The following is a 15,469-nucleotide window of genomic DNA, read 5'->3' as shown; positions in this document are numbered from 1 at the left end:
TTGAGCACGATACTTGAACCTGGGCAGATCGAGGCGGCAGCGACCACCCCGCCGTTCATCCATCTGCCCTCTGCCGATGTCTTCAGCGTACGCGCGGCGCGCCTGGAGCAGTTGGCTGAAGGGCATGCATTGGGCGCTTACCTGCGCTTGATCGCTCGGCTGTGTCGGATTCAGCAACAGCTGCTGCTGGCTCCGCCAAGCGGCCTGCCGCTGGCCGAGGAGCGCCAGCGCCTGTGCATAAGTCATGGCCTGGCGCCGCTGGCGGCGGACAGCCTGGTGCGCGAAGGGCCTTGGCTAGTGTGGCTGCCGGCCTTGCTTGAGCGCTTCGACGAGCAGGGCAGTGGCCCGCTGGCAGATGCGTTGAAGGCGCTACGCTTGAGCGATCAGCCCCAGCTCAAAAGCTGGGGCATTGCCTTGTTGGGTGGTCAGTACGACCTGGTGCCGGCAGCGCTGGTGCCGTTCATAGGCGCGGCGCTGCAGGCGGCATGGACGTATTGGTTGCTGAACCTGCCTAGCCACGAACTCAAGCCCGCAGACAGCCTCGGCCAATGCCCGGCCTGTGGCTCGCTCGCGATGGCGGGAGTTGTGCGCAACCGCGGCCGGCATAACGGCCTGCGCTATCTGGCCTGCTCGCTGTGTGCTTGCGAGTGGCATGTGGTGCGGGTCAAGTGTGTGTACTGCGACTCAAGCAAGGATTTGCGCTACAGCAGCCTGGAAGATGACCGCCATGCCCCCGGCAAGGCGCCGCTGCGGGCGGAGTGCTGTCCGGGCTGTAATGTCTATTTGAAACAGTGCTACTTGGAAAATGACGCTGTTGCTGAGCCCTTGGCCGATGATCTGGCCAGCCTGGCGCTGGACATGCGTCTGGATCAGGAAGGCTTCCAGCGGCTGGCGCCGAACCTGCTGCTGGCGCCGGGTTGAGGGTGAGTGTCTACACTGCAGGATCGGGTCGCCCCATTCGCGGGCAAGCCCGCTCCCACAGGGATCTGTACTGACTTTGAATACATCAGGGTGCCCCAGGGCTTCTGCTGATTTTGAATACAGCACAGGGCCTGTAGGAGCGGGCTTGCCCCGCGATAGGGCCAGAACAGACACCGCTCAAGCAAGGTCCCCGCATGCCTGCCAGTTTCGCCGCAAACACCCTGCGCTTACCCTCCGTTGATACGCTGTTGCGCCATCCAGCCTGTCACCCGCTGCTCGACCGCCACGGCCGCGACGCTACCCTGGCCACCTTGCGCCAACTGCTCGACGACCTGCGCGAGCCCGCCCAGCTAAGCCAACTCAGCCCCGCCGAGCTGTCCGCTGAAGTGCTCCTCGGCCGCGCAGGCGAGCGTCTGACCATCCAGCAACAAAGCCGGGTTCGCCGCGTGTTCAACCTCACCGGCACGGTCCTGCACACCAACCTCGGCCGCGCGCTGCTACCCGAGGAGGCCATCGAGGCCATGCAAGCCGCCGCCCGCTACCCGCTCAACCTCGAATTCGACCTGGCCAGCGGCAAGCGCGGCGACCGCGACGACTTGATCGAAGGCTTGATCCGCGAGCTCACCGGCGCCGAAGCGGTCACCGTGGTCAACAACAATGCCGCCGCCGTGCTGCTGGCGCTCAACAGCCTCGGCGCGCGCAAAGAAGGGATCATTTCCCGTGGCGAGTTGATCGAAATTGGCGGCGCCTTCCGCATCCCCGACATCATGGCCCGCGCCAACGTGCGCCTGCACGAAGTCGGTACCACCAACCGCACCCACGCCCGCGACTACGAGGCGGCGATCAACCCACGCACCGGCCTGTTGATGCGCGTGCATTGCAGCAACTACAGCATCCAGGGCTTCACCACTCAGGTGCCCACCGCACAGCTGGCGCAGATTGCCCAGCAACACGGCCTGCCGCTGCTCGAAGACCTGGGCAGCGGCAGCGTGCTCGACCTGACCCGCTGGGGCCTGCCCGCCGAGCCGACCGTGCGCCAGGCCCTGGCCGATGGCGCCGATATCGTCACCTTCAGTGGCGACAAGCTGCTCGGCGGCCCGCAGGCCGGCATCATCGTCGGCCGCCAGGCGTTGATCGCCAAGATCAAGAAGAACCCGCTCAAGCGCGCCCTGCGTGTCGACAAGATCACCCTGGCAGCGCTGGAAGCGGTGCTGGCGCTGTACCGCAACCCTGATCGCCTGGCCGAACGCCTGCCCAGCCTGCGCCTGCTGACCCGTCCGCAGGCTGAAATCCATGCCCAAGCCGAGCGCCTGGCACCGGCACTGGCAGCTCAGTTAGGCGCGCAATGGATGGTAACTGTGCAAGCGTCCCTGGGCATGATCGGCAGTGGTAGCCAGCCTGTGGCGCGGCTGCCCAGCGCGGCGTTATGCCTGCGCCCACAAACCTCGAAGAAGCTCCGCGGACGCAGCCTGCATGCTCTTGAACGAGCCTTGCGGAGCTTGCCGGTGCCGGTGCTTGGACGCATCGACGACGACGCGCTGTGGCTCGACCTGCGCCAGCTGGACGACGAACAGCAATGGTTGGCGCAACTGCCTGCATTGCAAGGAGGGCCGCTGCAGTGATCGTCGGCACCGCCGGGCATATCGACCACGGCAAGACCGCGCTGCTTCAAGCCCTGACCGGCCAGGCGGGCGATCAGCGCCAGGAAGAGCGCGCCCGGGGCATGACCATCGACCTGGGCTACCGCTATGCGGCGTTGGCCGACGGTGCGCCACTGACCGGCTTCATCGATGTGCCGGGACATGAGCGATTTATCCACAACATGCTTGCCGGCGCCCAGGGCATCGACCTGGTGTTGCTGGTGGTCGCTGCCGACGATGGGGTCATGCCACAGACCCGCGAGCACCTGGCGATCATCGAACTGCTCGGCATTCCCCTGGCGCTGGTGGCAATTACCAAGTGCGACCGAGTCGAGCCACAGCGGGTGCATGAGGTACAGGCACAGGTGGCAGCGCTGCTGGCGCCGGGGCCTTATGCCCAAGCGCAGCAATTTCTCGTCTCCAGCATCAGCGGCGCAGGCATTGCTGAATTGCGCCAGGCCCTGCAAGCGGCGCAGGTAAGGGTCAGCCAACGCAGTATCCAGGGCGGTTTTCGCCTGGCGGTGGACCGGGCGTTCTCCATTGCCGGGGCCGGGATCGTGGTGACCGGCACGGCGCTGGCCGGGCGGGTCAGCGCGGGCGATACCCTGTTGCTCGGCAAGTCGGCCAAAGCGGTGCGAGTGCGTGGCCTGCATGCGCAGAATCAGCCCGCGTTGGTTGCCGAGGCTGGCCAGCGGGTGGCGTTGAACATCGCCGGCGAGCGTCTGGCCCTGGAGCAGATCCATCGCGGCGACTGGCTGGTGGCCGACTGGCTGCATGCACCGAGCGTACGGGTGGATATCGAACTTTTCCTGCTGCCGGGTGAGACGCGGCCGTTCGAGCATTTCAGCCCGGTGCATGTGCACCTCGGCACCCAGGACGTCACTGCGCGGGTGGCCTTGCTGGAGGGCGAGCAGCTACGGCCTGGGCAGCGCATGTTCGCCCAGTTACAGCTCAATGCGCCGTTGCAGGCGGTGCAGGGTGATCGTCTGGTACTGCGCGACCAGCGTGCGCAGCGGACTCTTGGCGGGGGCCGCGTGCTCGATCCTTTCGCGCCGAGCCGGCAGCGGCGCAGTGAGCTGCGCCTGCGTCAGCTGGCCGTATTGCGCGATGCCGAGGACGTGGAGCAAGCCTTGCCGGCACTGCTCGATGCAGCGCCCGCAGGCCTCGATCCGCAGCGGCTGGAACGCCAGTTCAATCGTCGACGTGACAGCTGGTGCTTGCCTGAGGCGGTGCAGGTGATCGCTACCCGGCAAGGGCCACTGCTGTTCGCCAAGGCCCAGTGGCAAGCATTGAAACAGCACGTGCGGGAGCAGTTGGCGCGGTTTCATGAGCAAGAGCCCGACCAATTGGGCCCCGACCGGGATCGCCTGCGCCGTTTCGTCGCCTTGCCGTTGGAGCGAGCGGCCTTCGTCAGTCTGCTCGAAGAGTTGTTGAGCGAGGGTGCCATCGCCAGCAGTGGGCCGTGGCTGCACTTGCCGGATCACCAAGTGCAACTGAGCGCGGCGGATGCGGCGTTGTGGGCGCAGCTGGAGCCGCTGTTGCTCAACGGTGAGTTCGATCCGCCCTGGGTCAGGACGCTCGCGCAAGCCGAGCAGCGCGAAGAGGCCGAGGTGCGCTTGCTATTGCGCAAGCTGGCGAGGTTGGGCCTGGTACATCAGGTGGTGCGCGATCTGTTCTATCCTCAGGCGACGCTGCGGCGCATGGCCGACCTGCTGTTGCAGCATTCGGCGGGGAATCCTATTGTGCAGGTGGCAGCGTTTCGCGACAGGTTGGGTATTGGTCGCAAGCGCAGTGTGCAGATACTGGAATATTTCGATCGGATTGGCCTGACCCGCCGGGTTGGCGATCAGCGTCAGATTCGTCTCGATAGCGGCTTGGCCCAGCAGCAGAACGGGCACTGAGTTCAAGGAAGGCAATCGCGCCCGGTGGCGCGGCCGGGCTTCAAACCCGGTTGGGGACGGCAGCCGTTCCCGGGCAGGTTCGACTCCCGCTGCCTTCCGCCATTTCAATTGTCCGCAGAGATTGGTGCGGGCTTGCCTGGGCCCACAGTGGCGTTGGCAAAGGCGCTATCGCGGGGCAAGCCCGCTCCCACGATAGGTTAGTATTACTTCACGGGCTTAAGCCAGCTCCCACGATGGTTCATACCGCTTCAGGTGCTCAAGCCCGCCGCCGCGATAGGTGCACGCGACTTCAGGTGCTCAAGCCCGCTCGCCGCACAGGTCCAGGGCAAACCAATGCTCCGCCGCCTGCACATCCAAGCCGGCCCCGAGCAGCCCGAACAACTTGCCCAGCGCTGCCTCTCGGGTCATGCCGCCACCGCTGACCAAGCCGGTATCACGCAGCCGGCTACCAGCCGCATAGGTATCGAACACCACCGAGCCGATCGGACACTGGCTGATTGCAACGATCATCACCCCGCCCTGACGTGCGTCATGCAGCGCATCGAGCAATGCCTGATCATCCGAAGGCCCAGTGCCGCTGCCATAGCACTCCAACACCAGCCCCTGCACGCCGCTGTCGAGCAGCCCACGCAGATGCTCGGCCTGCAACCCCGGAAACACCGGCAGCACGGCCAGCTTCACCGGCTGGCGCGGCTGGCGATAATCCAGCACCGCCGGAGTCGCCTCGGCCCGCTCGCCATCACGATGACGGGGCAGGGCGGCAAACGCATCGAACGCCTCGCTGCGCAGCTTGGAGGCGCGGCAGCCATGGAGCAGCTGACCGTGGAAGTACAGCTGCACACCCTCTTCCAGACCGCTTTCAAACAGGCGCAGCGCGCCGATCAGGTTGTCCCAGGCATCGCTGTCGGGGGCGCCTGCGGGCAACATCGAGCCGGTCAGTAGCACCGGCGTGGGCAGGCCAAGCAACAAAAACGACAGCGCCGCCGCGCTATAGGCCAGGGTGTCGGTGCCATGCAGCACCAGCACGCCGTCATGGCCATTGCGCTCCACCGCTTCGACGATGGCGTCGCGCATCGCCAGCCAGTTGGCTTGCTGCATGTTGGCGCTGTCGAGCAGCGGGTTCATTTCACGCAGGGTCCACTGCAACTGCGGCGCATCGCTGCGCTGGGCCAGGTGCTCACGCATCCGCGCCTCGAAACCACCAGCCGGGGCCAGGCCCTCGGCGGTCTCGAGCATGCCGATGGTGCCACCGGTGTAGAGGACCAGAAGATTCTTGACTGCACGCATGGGAGCATTCCGTAGCGGTGAGCTGGGCAGGGGCAGCCGCCCGCGAACGGGGCGGCTGGCAGGGGAGGATATCAGTGCTGAGTCTGCGCTTGGCCGACTGCGTTGTCAGCGGTTGTTTCAGCCTGGGCGGGTACAGGCCAGGCGGCGCGATCCAGGTCCAGATCGGGGAACTTGCTGGAGTCGAACACCGGCTGCTTGATCCCGGCCTTGCGCTGGGCGTCGTAGTCGCGCATCACTCGCAGGCCGATCTTGAACAGCAGGGCCAGGGCGATCAGGTTGACGAAGGCCAGGCAGGTCATGGTGATATCGGCGAAGGCGAATACGGTCGACAAGTCCTGCATCGAACCCCACACCACCAACGCCAGAACCAGGCCACGGAAGCCCAGAAGCACAAAGCGATTGCGGCTGAGGAACTGCAGGCTGTTCTCACCCAGGTAGTAGTTGTAGAGGATGCAGGTGAAGACGAACAGCGACAGCGCGACGCTGACGAACAGGCGGCCCCAGTCACCGACCACGGCGGCCAGCGAGTTCTGGGTCAGGACGATGCCGTCACCTTCGAAACCCGGGGTGTAGAAGCCCGACAGCAGGATCAGCAGTGCGGTGCAGGTGCAGATCACGAAGGTGTCGAGGAACACGCTGAAGGCCTGGACCACGCCTTGCGCGCCAGGGTGCTTCACGGCAGCGACGGCCGCCACGTTAGGTGCGCTGCCCAAGCCCGCTTCGTTGGCGAATACGCCACGCTTCACGCCCATGACGATTGCGCTGCCGAGCAGGCCGGCAAACGCAGGATCAAGGCCGAACGCGCTCTTGAAGATGGTTTCCAGCATGGCCGGCACGTGTTCGATCTGAGTGCCGATCACGTACAGGGTTACGCCGATGTAGGCCAGGGTCTTGATCGGTACCAGCAAGTCCGACACCGCGGCGATGCGCTTGATGCCGCCGATGAAGGTCAGGGCCAGCAGCACGGCGAGGACGATACCGGTGTGTTTCGGATCGAAGGCAAAGGCGTTCTGCAGCGAATGGGTCACGGTGTACGACTGCAGGCCGATGAAGGCGAAGCCGTAGGTGACCAGCAGCAGGATCGAGAACACGATGGCCATGTTCTTGCGCTTCAGGCCATGCAGGATGTAGTACGCCGGGCCGCCGCGATACAGGCCATCGCCATCGGCGCGCTTGTAGACCTGGGCCAGGGTGCACTCGAAGAAGCTGCTGGACATGCCCACCAGCGCGGTCACCCACATCCAGAACACCGCACCGGGTCCGCCGAGGGTCACCGCGATGCCGACACCGGCGATGTTACCGGCGCCAACGCGACCGGCGAGGCTAAGCATCAGCGCCTGGAACGAGCTCAGTTGCCCAGCCTGGCCGCGCAGGGATTCCTTGAACACACCGAACATGTGGCCGAAGTGGCGGAATTGGACGAACCGCGAACGGATGGTGAAGTAGCTACCGAGCCCGACGATCAGGACGATGAGCAGTTTCCCGGACAGGAAATCGTTAAGTGCTTCGAGCATTGGCAAATGACCTCGATTCTTATTCTTCGCGTGGAAAGACACGGGCGGCAACGACGCACCGCTTTTCGTTGGGGCGCATGGTTGGCCATGACAAGAGTGGTTACAATTTCGCGGGTTGCTCTGACTTGATGCGACTTGATGCTAGACTTGCATCACTCGCATCAGCTGGGACTCGATTCATGAGCGATCATTTCGCTAACAACCTCAAATTGGCCTGCAGCCACTACCGCTCTATTTCGGAGGTTTGCCGGCAGCTGTCGATCAACCGCGCGCAGTTCAACAAGTACCTGAGTGGGCAGAGCCGTCCGACGGCTTACAACCTCAAGCGCATTGGCGATTTCTTCGGGGTTGAGGATTACGAGCTGAATTTGCCCCCCGAGCAGTTCGCCCGGCTGATCGGCGCGCGCATTCCGTCGGAGCACAGCGGCCAGCACGACCCGATCAGCGAGCTGTTCAAACCGCTGCATGAGCATGCCGGCAACCTGTCGCGGTACTGCGGCTATTACTTCGAATACTCCAACTGCATGTCGGTGCCGGGCTCGATCCTGGTTTCGCTGGTGCACCTGCGTGAAGAGCGCGGCAGCTTCTTGTTCGAGCGCCAGGAGCGCCAAGAGCGCAGCAGTGCCACTGACGTGCACGCCGAAGTACGCTGCCGCTACCTGGGGGCGGCGTTTCAACTACAGGACCGGGTATTTCTCATCGACTACGAGTCGCTGACCCTCAACGAGATGAGCCAGACCATCCTCATCCCCAGCTTCAAGAGCCGCATCACCCGCCTCAATGGGCTCAAGACCGGGGTTTCCAGTGGCGACCGACGTAACCCCGCCTGTACCCGGGTGGTGTGGGAGTTCCTCGGCGAGGAGATCAACCGCATCAACGCCTATCGCCAGGTCAAACTGTATCGCCCGGATGACCCACGGATCGATGACGACGTACGCGAGCGGCTTAGCGTCGGGCCGTTGAGCAATGGCTTATTCGAGATCGAGTGAGCGTGCTCAATCGCGGATGAACGCCGCCACCACTTCGGCGACTTGATCGGCCACCTGCGGCGCATCGCGCAGATGCGCGGCGATGCCATGGTCGCAGTCGGTCAGTAGTAGACACTCCACGTGTGGCGCCGGCACCGAGCGCACCAGCGCGTGGGTGACTTCTTCCGGGATCGGGCTGTAGCGCTGCACCCCAGACAACCAGCGGGTGCCTGCCGACGTGCCTGGGCCTTGGCCGAAGGCCTTGGAGTTGAGCCCATCGTACTCACCGATCACCAGCAGTACCCGGCCCTGGAACTGGCGCAGGAACCCATAGCTGTCGCAATCGAGGAAGGCGTAGGGCTGGCGGATCGCGGCGCTGAACGCCGGGCCGAAGGGCGCCTGGTGTGCGGCGTCCGGATACACCGCAGGACAGATCAGCACCAGTTTGCGCACCGCGGGTAGCTGCGCCGCCATCTTCAGGGCAATCGCCCCGCCCAGGCTGTGGCCAATCAAGGTGTCGCACTGCTCGGCGATATGCCGATGAAAGCGCAACGCCTCGGCCAGGTTGATGGCCAGCGAAGGTGCCAGGGCGCCTGGTTCGCTGGCCCGGCTATGGCCGGACAGATTGCCGGTCAGCGAGCCGATACCCTGCTGCTGCAAGCGGTACAGCAGCGGGTTGAGCCGGGTGAAGTCCGAGCGGGCACCCCCGACCACAAAAACTGACGGTGCCTGTTCGGCATCCGCGAGCAGCATTCGCGCCTGCTGGCGGTAGCTGTCGAATGCCTCTTCGATGAACCGTTCCGCACCGGGGGCAGGCTCGTCGTATTGCCAGCAAGCGCGTTGTTCAGCGGTGGCTGTGAGATCCATCCCTCTCTCCTACAGGTTTCAGCCGCGTACCAGCAGCGGATCTTCGTTGATTACCAGCGGTTTGGCGAACGCAGAATAGCCGAACAGCCGTACTAACAGACGGCGGCCGTCTTGTAGCGTGTTGCGCCCGTGCAGTGCGCGGCTGTTATTGACCAACAGAGCAGTATCGGCATGCAGCACGAAGGGAATTGGCAAGGCTTCGCTGACCAGCGTTTGAAGCGCCTCGAAAGCCTGCGCCGCCGCCTTGCTGGCGTACTTACTGAGGCTAAAGCGGCTAGCGTTGTAGCGCATGGCGAAGCCACCATCTGGGTCGAACTGCAGCAATGAGGTGGCAGCCCTGGCTTCAACGTCCTGCTGCGTCTGCCCGTGGTGGCGGGTTTTTAGCTCGAAAGATGCCGATGTCAGCGCCAGGCTGTGCACGCTGCTTAGCTGTTCGATGATGCCGCGTAGCGGAATGATGTGGGTGGGTTCATCGGCGGGGTTCCAGCGCGCGGTAATAATCAGCGCGGAGGGCGCCGGGGAACTTCCCTGGCAGGCGACTACCGAACACTGATAGGGCGCGTCGGTATGCGGGTCGAGGGATACGCCTGTGTGGGCAGCCGCGCGGGGTGCTGGGCCGGTGCCCTGATGGCGCGAAGGGACGTTGGCCTGGCCAGTGAAGTTGCCGATCAGCCTGACCTGCTTGCCGTCATTGTCGCTGTCGAAGGCAAACGCCCGATAGCGCACCATCTCCAGCAACAGTTGGTTGCGTGAAGCCAGGTACAGGCAGCGGGTGCTGCGTTCCAGGGTGGATAACTCAGGGAGCCTGGACGGCAGCGGATCGCTAAAAGGGCAGGGCATCTGCGAGTACATCAACGCTGCCAGCCTGCCTTGGGCAAAGCGCTTGAGTAAGTTGCGCTGGCTGGGATGAAGCTGGCGTTCCAGGCGCTGTGCCCATGTGCGGGCGAGCTGGGCCACGCCGGGGGTTTGCGGTCCGCCCAGATTAGCGAGGGCTTGGCAGGCTGCGACCAAGGCCTGGGCTTGCTTGGGCTCAAAGCTTAGGTAGGCGAATTCCGAATCCTGCATGTGCAAACATTCCTTGTTACTACTGTTTTTCGGTAATCCCGCCTGTCGAGCATCAGGCAGGCTGCCTAAATACCGTCAAGGGAGAGAACTAACTATTGGGCGCTGGAAATGCTTGGCGCGGTAGTCAGCTCATTCCGCTGGGTCTATAGGGCGTTTCCTACGGTGCAAAGTGGCAAGTCCAGGGGCTTGAGTCGGCAGGGGCGATTGCGCAGTTACCGCGCTCAAGTTGGACTTCCCCTGCTGGAAACCGCAAAATGCTTTCTTTCCTTTTATCGACCTGAGCGGACCTTTAGACCCTATGCGTATGCGCCTGATGCTGTTGGGTGGTGGCAATGCCCTCGGGCAAGCGCTGATTCGTCTCGGGGCCGAGGAGGACATCGGATTCCTGGCGCCGCGCCCGCCGGAAAAAGGCTGGGATCCGGCCAGCCTGACCCTGCTGCTGGATGAGCATCGCCCCGATGTGGTGATCAACCTCGCCTATTACTTCGACTGGTTCCAGGCCGAGTCGGTCAGCGAACAGCGGCTTGCCCAGCAAGAACGCGCGGTGGAGCGCCTGGCCGAGCTGTGCCAGCACCACGAGATGATCCTCGTCCAGCCTTCCAGCTATCGCGTGTTCGATGGCTCGCGGGCCACCGCCTACAGCGAAAAAGACGAGCCGGTGCCGCTGGGCACCCGTGGCCAGGCGCTGTGGCGCATCGAGCAGAGCGTGCGGGCGACCTGTCCGCAGCATGTGCTGCTGCGCTTCGGTTGGGTGCTGGACGAGAGCATCGACGGGGCCTTGGGCCGCTTCCTGACCCGCGCCGAGCAACCGCAGGAGTTGCTCCTGGCGGACGATCGCCGTGGCAATCCTACCCCGGTGGACGATGCTGCGCGGGTCATCCTCTCGGTGATCAAGCAGCTCGACTGCGATGCACCGCTGTGGGGCACCTACCACTACGCTGGCAACGAGGCGACCACGCCGCTGGCGCTGGGGCAGGCTATCCTCAGTGAGGCGCAGCAGTGGCACAAGCTGGCCGTGCAGGCGCCGACCGCGCAGGCCCACGCGGCCCGCCCGGATGCCAGCGAAGAGCCGCAGAATGCGGTGCTGGCCTGCAAGAAAATCCTCCATACCTTTGGTATCAAGCCACGCGCCTGGCGCGCCGGCTTGCCGCCCCTACTGGACCGTTTCTACCGACATGGCTGATGCTCCCATCCTGATCACCGGCGGTGCCGGCTTCATCGGCTCGCACTTGTGCGATGCGTTGCTGGATAAAGGCTACGCCGTGCGCATTGTCGACGATCTCTCCACTGGCAAACGCGCCAACCTACGCCTGGATCATCCCAAGCTTGAACTGATCGAAGGTGATGTGGCCGACGCTGAACTGGTTGCCCGCGCGGCCAGCGGTTGCCGTGCAGTGGTGCACCTGGCCGCCGTGGCTTCGGTGCAGGCCTCGGTCGACGACCCGGTGAAAACCCACCAGAGCAACTTCATCGGCACGCTGAACGTCTGCGAAGCGATGCGTCTGAATGGCGTGCGCCGGGTGCTGTTCGCCTCCAGCGCGGCGGTGTATGGCAACAATGGCGAAGGGCAGTCGATTGTCGAGGATACGCCCAAGGCACCGTTGACGCCCTACGCTGTGGATAAGTTGGCCAGCGAGCAATACCTGGACTTCTACCGTCGCCAGCATGGCCTGGAGCCGGTGGTGTTTCGCTTCTTCAATATCTTCGGGCCACGCCAGGATCCATCCTCGCCTTACTCGGGGGTGATCAGCATCTTCAGTGAGCGTGCCACGCAGGGTAAGCCGATTACCGTGTTCGGCGATGGCGAGCAGACTCGCGATTTCCTCTATGTCGGCGATCTGGTCCAGGTGATGGTCCAGGCGCTGGAGCAGGAGCAGGTCGAGGAGGGCGCGGTGAACATCGGACTGAACCAGGCGACTTCGCTGAACCAGTTGTTGGCGGCGTTGAAGCAGGTGGTGGGCAGCTTGCCTGAGGTCAGTTACGGCGCGGCGCGTTCGGGTGATATCCGTCATTCGCGGGCGGATAACCAGCGGTTGTTGGCGCGATTTGCGTTTCCTGAGCCGACGCCGATCGTTGTCGGGTTGGCGCAGTTATTGGGTAAAGGCTGAGATTTCAGGGCCGCAGAGCGGCCCCAAAACCTAATGCCGCACCGTACGCCTCAGACAATCCCCAGGCGCAAGTGCCCGCCCATCCTTAGCCCGCACCTGTAACACCTCTACCGGCTGCCCCTGAGCACTGTCCACCAATTGCGATCGCACTTCCCCCGCCTCGAACAGATACCGCTCCCCCCACTGGCGCATTCCAACCACGATCGGAAACACCGAGCGGCCTTTCTCGGTCAGTACGTATTCCTTGTAGGCACTGCCATCCGAGGCCGGTTGCAACTGCAGCAATTCACTCTCCAGCAACAGTTTCAACCGTGAGGCGAGGATGTTCTTCGCCAGACCAAGGTTTTTCTGAAACTCACTGAAGCGCCGCAGGCCGTCGAAAGCATCGCGCAGAATCATCAGCGCCCATCGATCACCAATCACCTCGAGGGCTCGGGCCACCGGGCATTGTTTATTTTGTGGGTCGAGCATGAGCCAAGCCTTCTCTTCAGTTCTGGTTGCAGATTAAAACCAGGTTTGCTAGAAAGCCAGCATGTGGTTTCATTTTGAAACCAGATTGGCAAGGTAGTGCACATGTCTTCGATCCAGTCTGCGACCGTCGGCCAAATCCCGCTGAGCCGCTCCCTGACGCTATTGCTCGCCGCGACCTGCGCCTTGGCTGTGGCCTCGGTGTATTTCTCCCAACCATTGCTGGAGTCGATGGCTGCCAGCCTAGGCGTAGCGACAGCCCGGATCGGACTGGTGGTGGGGGCGACCCAGGCCGGTTATGCGCTGGGGCTGCTGCTGGTGGTTCCGCTGGGCGATCTGTTCGACCGCAAGCGCCTGATTCTTTCGCAGTTGCTGCTCTCGGCGTTGGCCCTGCTGGCTGTTGGCATGGCGATGGACTGGGCGCTGCTGCTGGTAGCCATGAGCATGCTCGGCCTGATGGCGGTGCTGGTGCAGGTGGTCGTGGCCCATGCCGCGACCTTGGCCACCCCCGCCGAGCAGGGACGGGCCGTGGGTACGGTCACCAGTGGCGTGGTGCTGGGGATTTTGCTAGCGCGCCTGGTTGCAGGTGTGACGGCCGATCTGGCCGGTTGGCGCAGCGTATATTTCGCCGCTGCCGGGTTGACTGTGCTGATGGCCTGCCTGCTCTGGCAAACGCTGCCTAGCGCCAAGCCGGTGACAGCGTCAGTAAGTTACTTGCAGTTGTTGGCTTCGGTGCTGCGCATGTATCGACACGACCGTCTGTTGCGTCAGCGCGGTGCGTTCGCGCTGTTGATATTCGCCGCATTCAGCGTGATGTGGAGTGCCATGGTATTGCCGCTCAGTGCTGCACCACTGGCGTTGACCCATACCCAGATCGGTCTGTTCGGCCTGGCCGGAATTGCCGGGGCACTGGCCGCATCGGGCGCTGGACGTTTGGCCGATCAAGGCCACGGTCAGCGCACCACGGGGCTGGCCCTGGCGCTGTTGACGCTGGCGTGGATCCCCAGTGGATTGCTCGAACACTCGTTGCTGGCGCTGGTGTTGGGCGTGCTGCTGCTGGATTTCGCCGTGCAGGCGGTGCATGTCACTAACCAGACGCTGCTGTTGACTGGGCGGGGAGAGATGGCCAGCCGTTTGATCGGCGCCTACATGTGCTGCTATTCGGTAGGCAGTGGCCTGGGCGCAGTGGCGGCAAGTTGGGTGTATGCCCGCTGGGGTTGGCTTGCGGTGTGTGGACTGGGGGCGGGGTTCAGTGCACTGGCTTGGGGTTATTGGCTGTATCTGCGCCTACGCGGGGAGTAGAACGACACATGGCGGCCGCAGCCGCCATGTGAGGGCGATGGATCAGAACTTGTAGCCCAGGCCCACCATGTAGACCCATGGGTCTACATCCACGTCGACCTTGGTCTTGCTGTAGCCCAGTGCGGTTGGGCCATCGACGGTGGCCTTGGTGTCGATATCGACGTACCAGACCGAGGCGTTGACCAGCAGGTTGTCGGTGATCATGTAGTCCATGCCCAACTGGCCGGCCAGGCCCACCGAGTCTTGCAGCTTGAGGTTGCTGAAGCCCTGCTGTTTACGTTCGCTGCTCAGGTCTTCATCGAAGAACATGGTGTAGTTGATGCCCACGCCCACGTACGGTTGGAACTTCGAGCTTGGCTCCATCGGGAAGTACTGCAGCGACAGGGTCGGTGGCAGTTGCTTGATGTCCGCCAGCTTGCCGTCCAGGCCGCCGCCCAGGCCCTTGACGCCAACGGTGTGCTGGAACGGGGTGGCCGCCAGCAGCTCCAGGCCGATGTGATCGGTGAGCATGTAGGCGAAGGTCAGGCCCAATTGGGTATCGCTGTCCAGAGTAGCCTTGGTGCCCGAGACCTTGTTGCCGTCGAACTTCAGGTCGCCGCTATTTTCGTTGGGTGCGGTGGTGATGGCGCCGGCACGCAGGATGAAATCGCCCGCCTGGTGGGCGTGGGCAACAGGGGCTACGAGCGCCAGGGCAACGAGCGAGGCGCCGAGCAAGGACTTGTTCATGGAAGCTCCCAAAGGACGTTATTAAATGAGTAGTCCAATGGTACGGAGGCGTCTAAACCTAATGTTTGACCCAGCTCAAAGAACTGGCTTCACGAATCGCTAGCAGTTCTCATTTCAGCTCATAAGCGTAGATTTTCTCGGCTTCCATCTGATAACCCGCGTCGGCCAGCTCGCTGCTGCTGGCTTTGACCTGCATGCGCCCTTCGATCCAATAGGGCTGATAGAGGTCTTCGACGCGTACGCCCATCTCGCTGAAAATGTGCACGATCTGGTTCGACGGGGGTGGCGGTACATGGATGCACGCGCCGTAGTAGGGCACCAGCAGAAACTCGGTGGTGCGGCCCTCTTCGCTGACTTCCAGTGGCACGATGTAGCCGGGCAGTTTGACCTGCTGCTTGTCGAGTGCCTTGACCACTGGCGCGGCGGGGGCTTGTTGGCGCGCAGCGGGGGCGGCTTCGGCAGCCAGCGCGTCGCCGATCTGCGACAGGTCGTGCAGTGGCGTGAGCTGGGGCGGGATGACCGGGGCGCCTTCCGGGATCAGCGCCGGCCAGTCCAGCTCGCGCGGCTCTGCGGCCCAGGCTAGCGGCGTCAGCGCTATCAGCACCAGCAGCAACAGGATTTGCTGTGTGGCTGCCCGCCTGTGCGCGGGCTTGTCGAACTGTCGAACCGCAGCGAACAGGTGTGTAAGGTTCTGGATCATTG

The 15,469-nt window shown here is 63.5% G+C and carries 14 protein-coding genes and 1 tRNA gene; 8 read left to right on the top strand and 7 right to left on the bottom strand.

The features are described 5' to 3' along the window. From fdhE to HU737_RS19850, 4 genes are all read left to right on the top strand, one after another. The gene (gene fdhE / locus HU737_RS19865) at positions 1 to 921 is read left to right on the top strand and encodes a formate dehydrogenase accessory protein FdhE (protein ID WP_186557323.1); all 921 of its coding nucleotides are present in this window, start codon (positions 1 to 3) and stop codon (positions 919 to 921) included. A gap of 194 nt (positions 922 to 1,115) precedes the next feature. Next, positions 1,116 to 2,543, top strand: a complete 1,428-nt coding sequence (selA, locus tag HU737_RS19860) for an L-seryl-tRNA(Sec) selenium transferase (protein WP_186557324.1) — start codon at positions 1,116 to 1,118, stop codon at positions 2,541 to 2,543. Continuing rightward, positions 2,540 to 4,462 carry a selenocysteine-specific translation elongation factor gene (selB, locus tag HU737_RS19855; RefSeq protein WP_186557325.1) on the top strand — a complete coding sequence of 641 codons (1,923 nt, stop codon included), beginning with the start codon at positions 2,540 to 2,542 and terminating at the stop codon, positions 4,460 to 4,462. Before selA ends, selB begins: the two co-directional genes overlap by 4 nt. A 6-nt stretch (positions 4,463 to 4,468) precedes the next feature. Further along, positions 4,469 to 4,564, top strand: a tRNA-Sec gene (locus HU737_RS19850). 195 nt (positions 4,565 to 4,759) lie between these two features. Here the strand turns inward: HU737_RS19850 and HU737_RS19845 are convergent. Both HU737_RS19845 and HU737_RS19840 read right to left on the bottom strand, forming a co-directional pair. Continuing rightward, positions 4,760 to 5,749, bottom strand: a complete 990-nt coding sequence (locus HU737_RS19845; RefSeq protein WP_186557326.1) for an asparaginase — start codon at positions 5,747 to 5,749, stop codon at positions 4,760 to 4,762. A gap of 71 nt (positions 5,750 to 5,820) precedes the next feature. Then, positions 5,821 to 7,263 (bottom strand): alanine/glycine:cation symporter family protein, encoded by a 1,443-nt coding sequence (locus tag HU737_RS19840; RefSeq protein WP_186557327.1) that lies wholly within the window; start codon positions 7,261 to 7,263, stop codon positions 5,821 to 5,823. Positions 7,264 to 7,442: 179 nt separating this feature from the next. Between HU737_RS19840 and HU737_RS19835 the strand changes: the two genes are divergently transcribed. Continuing rightward, a complete protein-coding gene (locus HU737_RS19835; protein ID WP_186557328.1) occupies positions 7,443 to 8,252 on the top strand; it encodes a helix-turn-helix domain-containing protein in 810 nt (269 codons plus the stop codon). Between the two features lie 6 nt (positions 8,253 to 8,258). Here the strand turns inward: HU737_RS19835 and HU737_RS19830 are convergent, their stop codons facing one another. Together HU737_RS19830 and HU737_RS19825 are read right to left on the bottom strand one after the other, a co-directional pair. Then, positions 8,259 to 9,098, bottom strand: coding sequence for an alpha/beta hydrolase (locus HU737_RS19830; RefSeq protein WP_186557329.1), 840 nt, complete (start codon positions 9,096 to 9,098; stop codon positions 8,259 to 8,261). Between the two features lie 18 nt (positions 9,099 to 9,116). Further along, positions 9,117 to 10,163 carry a hypothetical protein gene (locus tag HU737_RS19825; RefSeq protein WP_186557330.1) on the bottom strand — a complete coding sequence of 349 codons (1,047 nt, stop codon included), beginning with the start codon at positions 10,161 to 10,163 and terminating at the stop codon, positions 9,117 to 9,119. Between the two features lie 298 nt (positions 10,164 to 10,461). On the opposite strand from HU737_RS19825, the gene HU737_RS19820 reads away from it, so the two are divergent. Next, positions 10,462 to 11,346, top strand: a complete 885-nt coding sequence (locus HU737_RS19820) for a sugar nucleotide-binding protein (RefSeq protein WP_186557331.1) — start codon at positions 10,462 to 10,464, stop codon at positions 11,344 to 11,346. Then, positions 11,339 to 12,271, top strand: a complete 933-nt coding sequence (locus HU737_RS19815) for an NAD-dependent epimerase/dehydratase family protein (RefSeq protein WP_186557332.1) — start codon at positions 11,339 to 11,341, stop codon at positions 12,269 to 12,271. Before HU737_RS19820 ends, HU737_RS19815 begins: the two co-directional genes overlap by 8 nt. Before the next feature lie 30 nt (positions 12,272 to 12,301). Here HU737_RS19815 and HU737_RS19810 read toward each other — a convergent pair whose 3' ends face one another. Further along, on the bottom strand, positions 12,302 to 12,742 hold the full coding sequence (locus HU737_RS19810) for a winged helix-turn-helix transcriptional regulator (protein WP_186557333.1): 441 nt from the start codon (positions 12,740 to 12,742) through the stop codon (positions 12,302 to 12,304). A gap of 102 nt (positions 12,743 to 12,844) precedes the next feature. Between HU737_RS19810 and HU737_RS19805 the strand changes: the two genes are divergently transcribed. After that, on the top strand, positions 12,845 to 14,041 hold the full coding sequence (locus tag HU737_RS19805; protein ID WP_186557334.1) for an MFS transporter: 1,197 nt from the start codon (positions 12,845 to 12,847) through the stop codon (positions 14,039 to 14,041). A 42-nt stretch (positions 14,042 to 14,083) separates the two neighbouring features. On the opposite strand, the gene HU737_RS19800 is transcribed toward HU737_RS19805, so the two are convergent. Beyond that, positions 14,084 to 14,767: an OmpW/AlkL family protein gene (locus tag HU737_RS19800; RefSeq protein ID WP_186557335.1), complete on the bottom strand. Its 684-nt coding sequence runs from the start codon at positions 14,765 to 14,767 to the stop codon at positions 14,084 to 14,086. Positions 14,768 to 14,876: 109 nt separating this feature from the next. After that, a complete protein-coding gene (locus HU737_RS19795) occupies positions 14,877 to 15,467 on the bottom strand; it encodes a DUF3299 domain-containing protein (RefSeq protein ID WP_225915628.1) in 591 nt (196 codons plus the stop codon). Positions 15,468 to 15,469: the final 2 nt, after the last annotated feature.

The organism is Pseudomonas urmiensis (genome assembly GCF_014268815.2).
Classification (GTDB): Bacteria; Pseudomonadota; Gammaproteobacteria; order Pseudomonadales; family Pseudomonadaceae; genus Aquipseudomonas; species Aquipseudomonas urmiensis.
The sequence above is the reverse complement of the archived record's forward strand: the minus strand, read 5'-3'. Positions and strand labels throughout refer to the sequence as shown.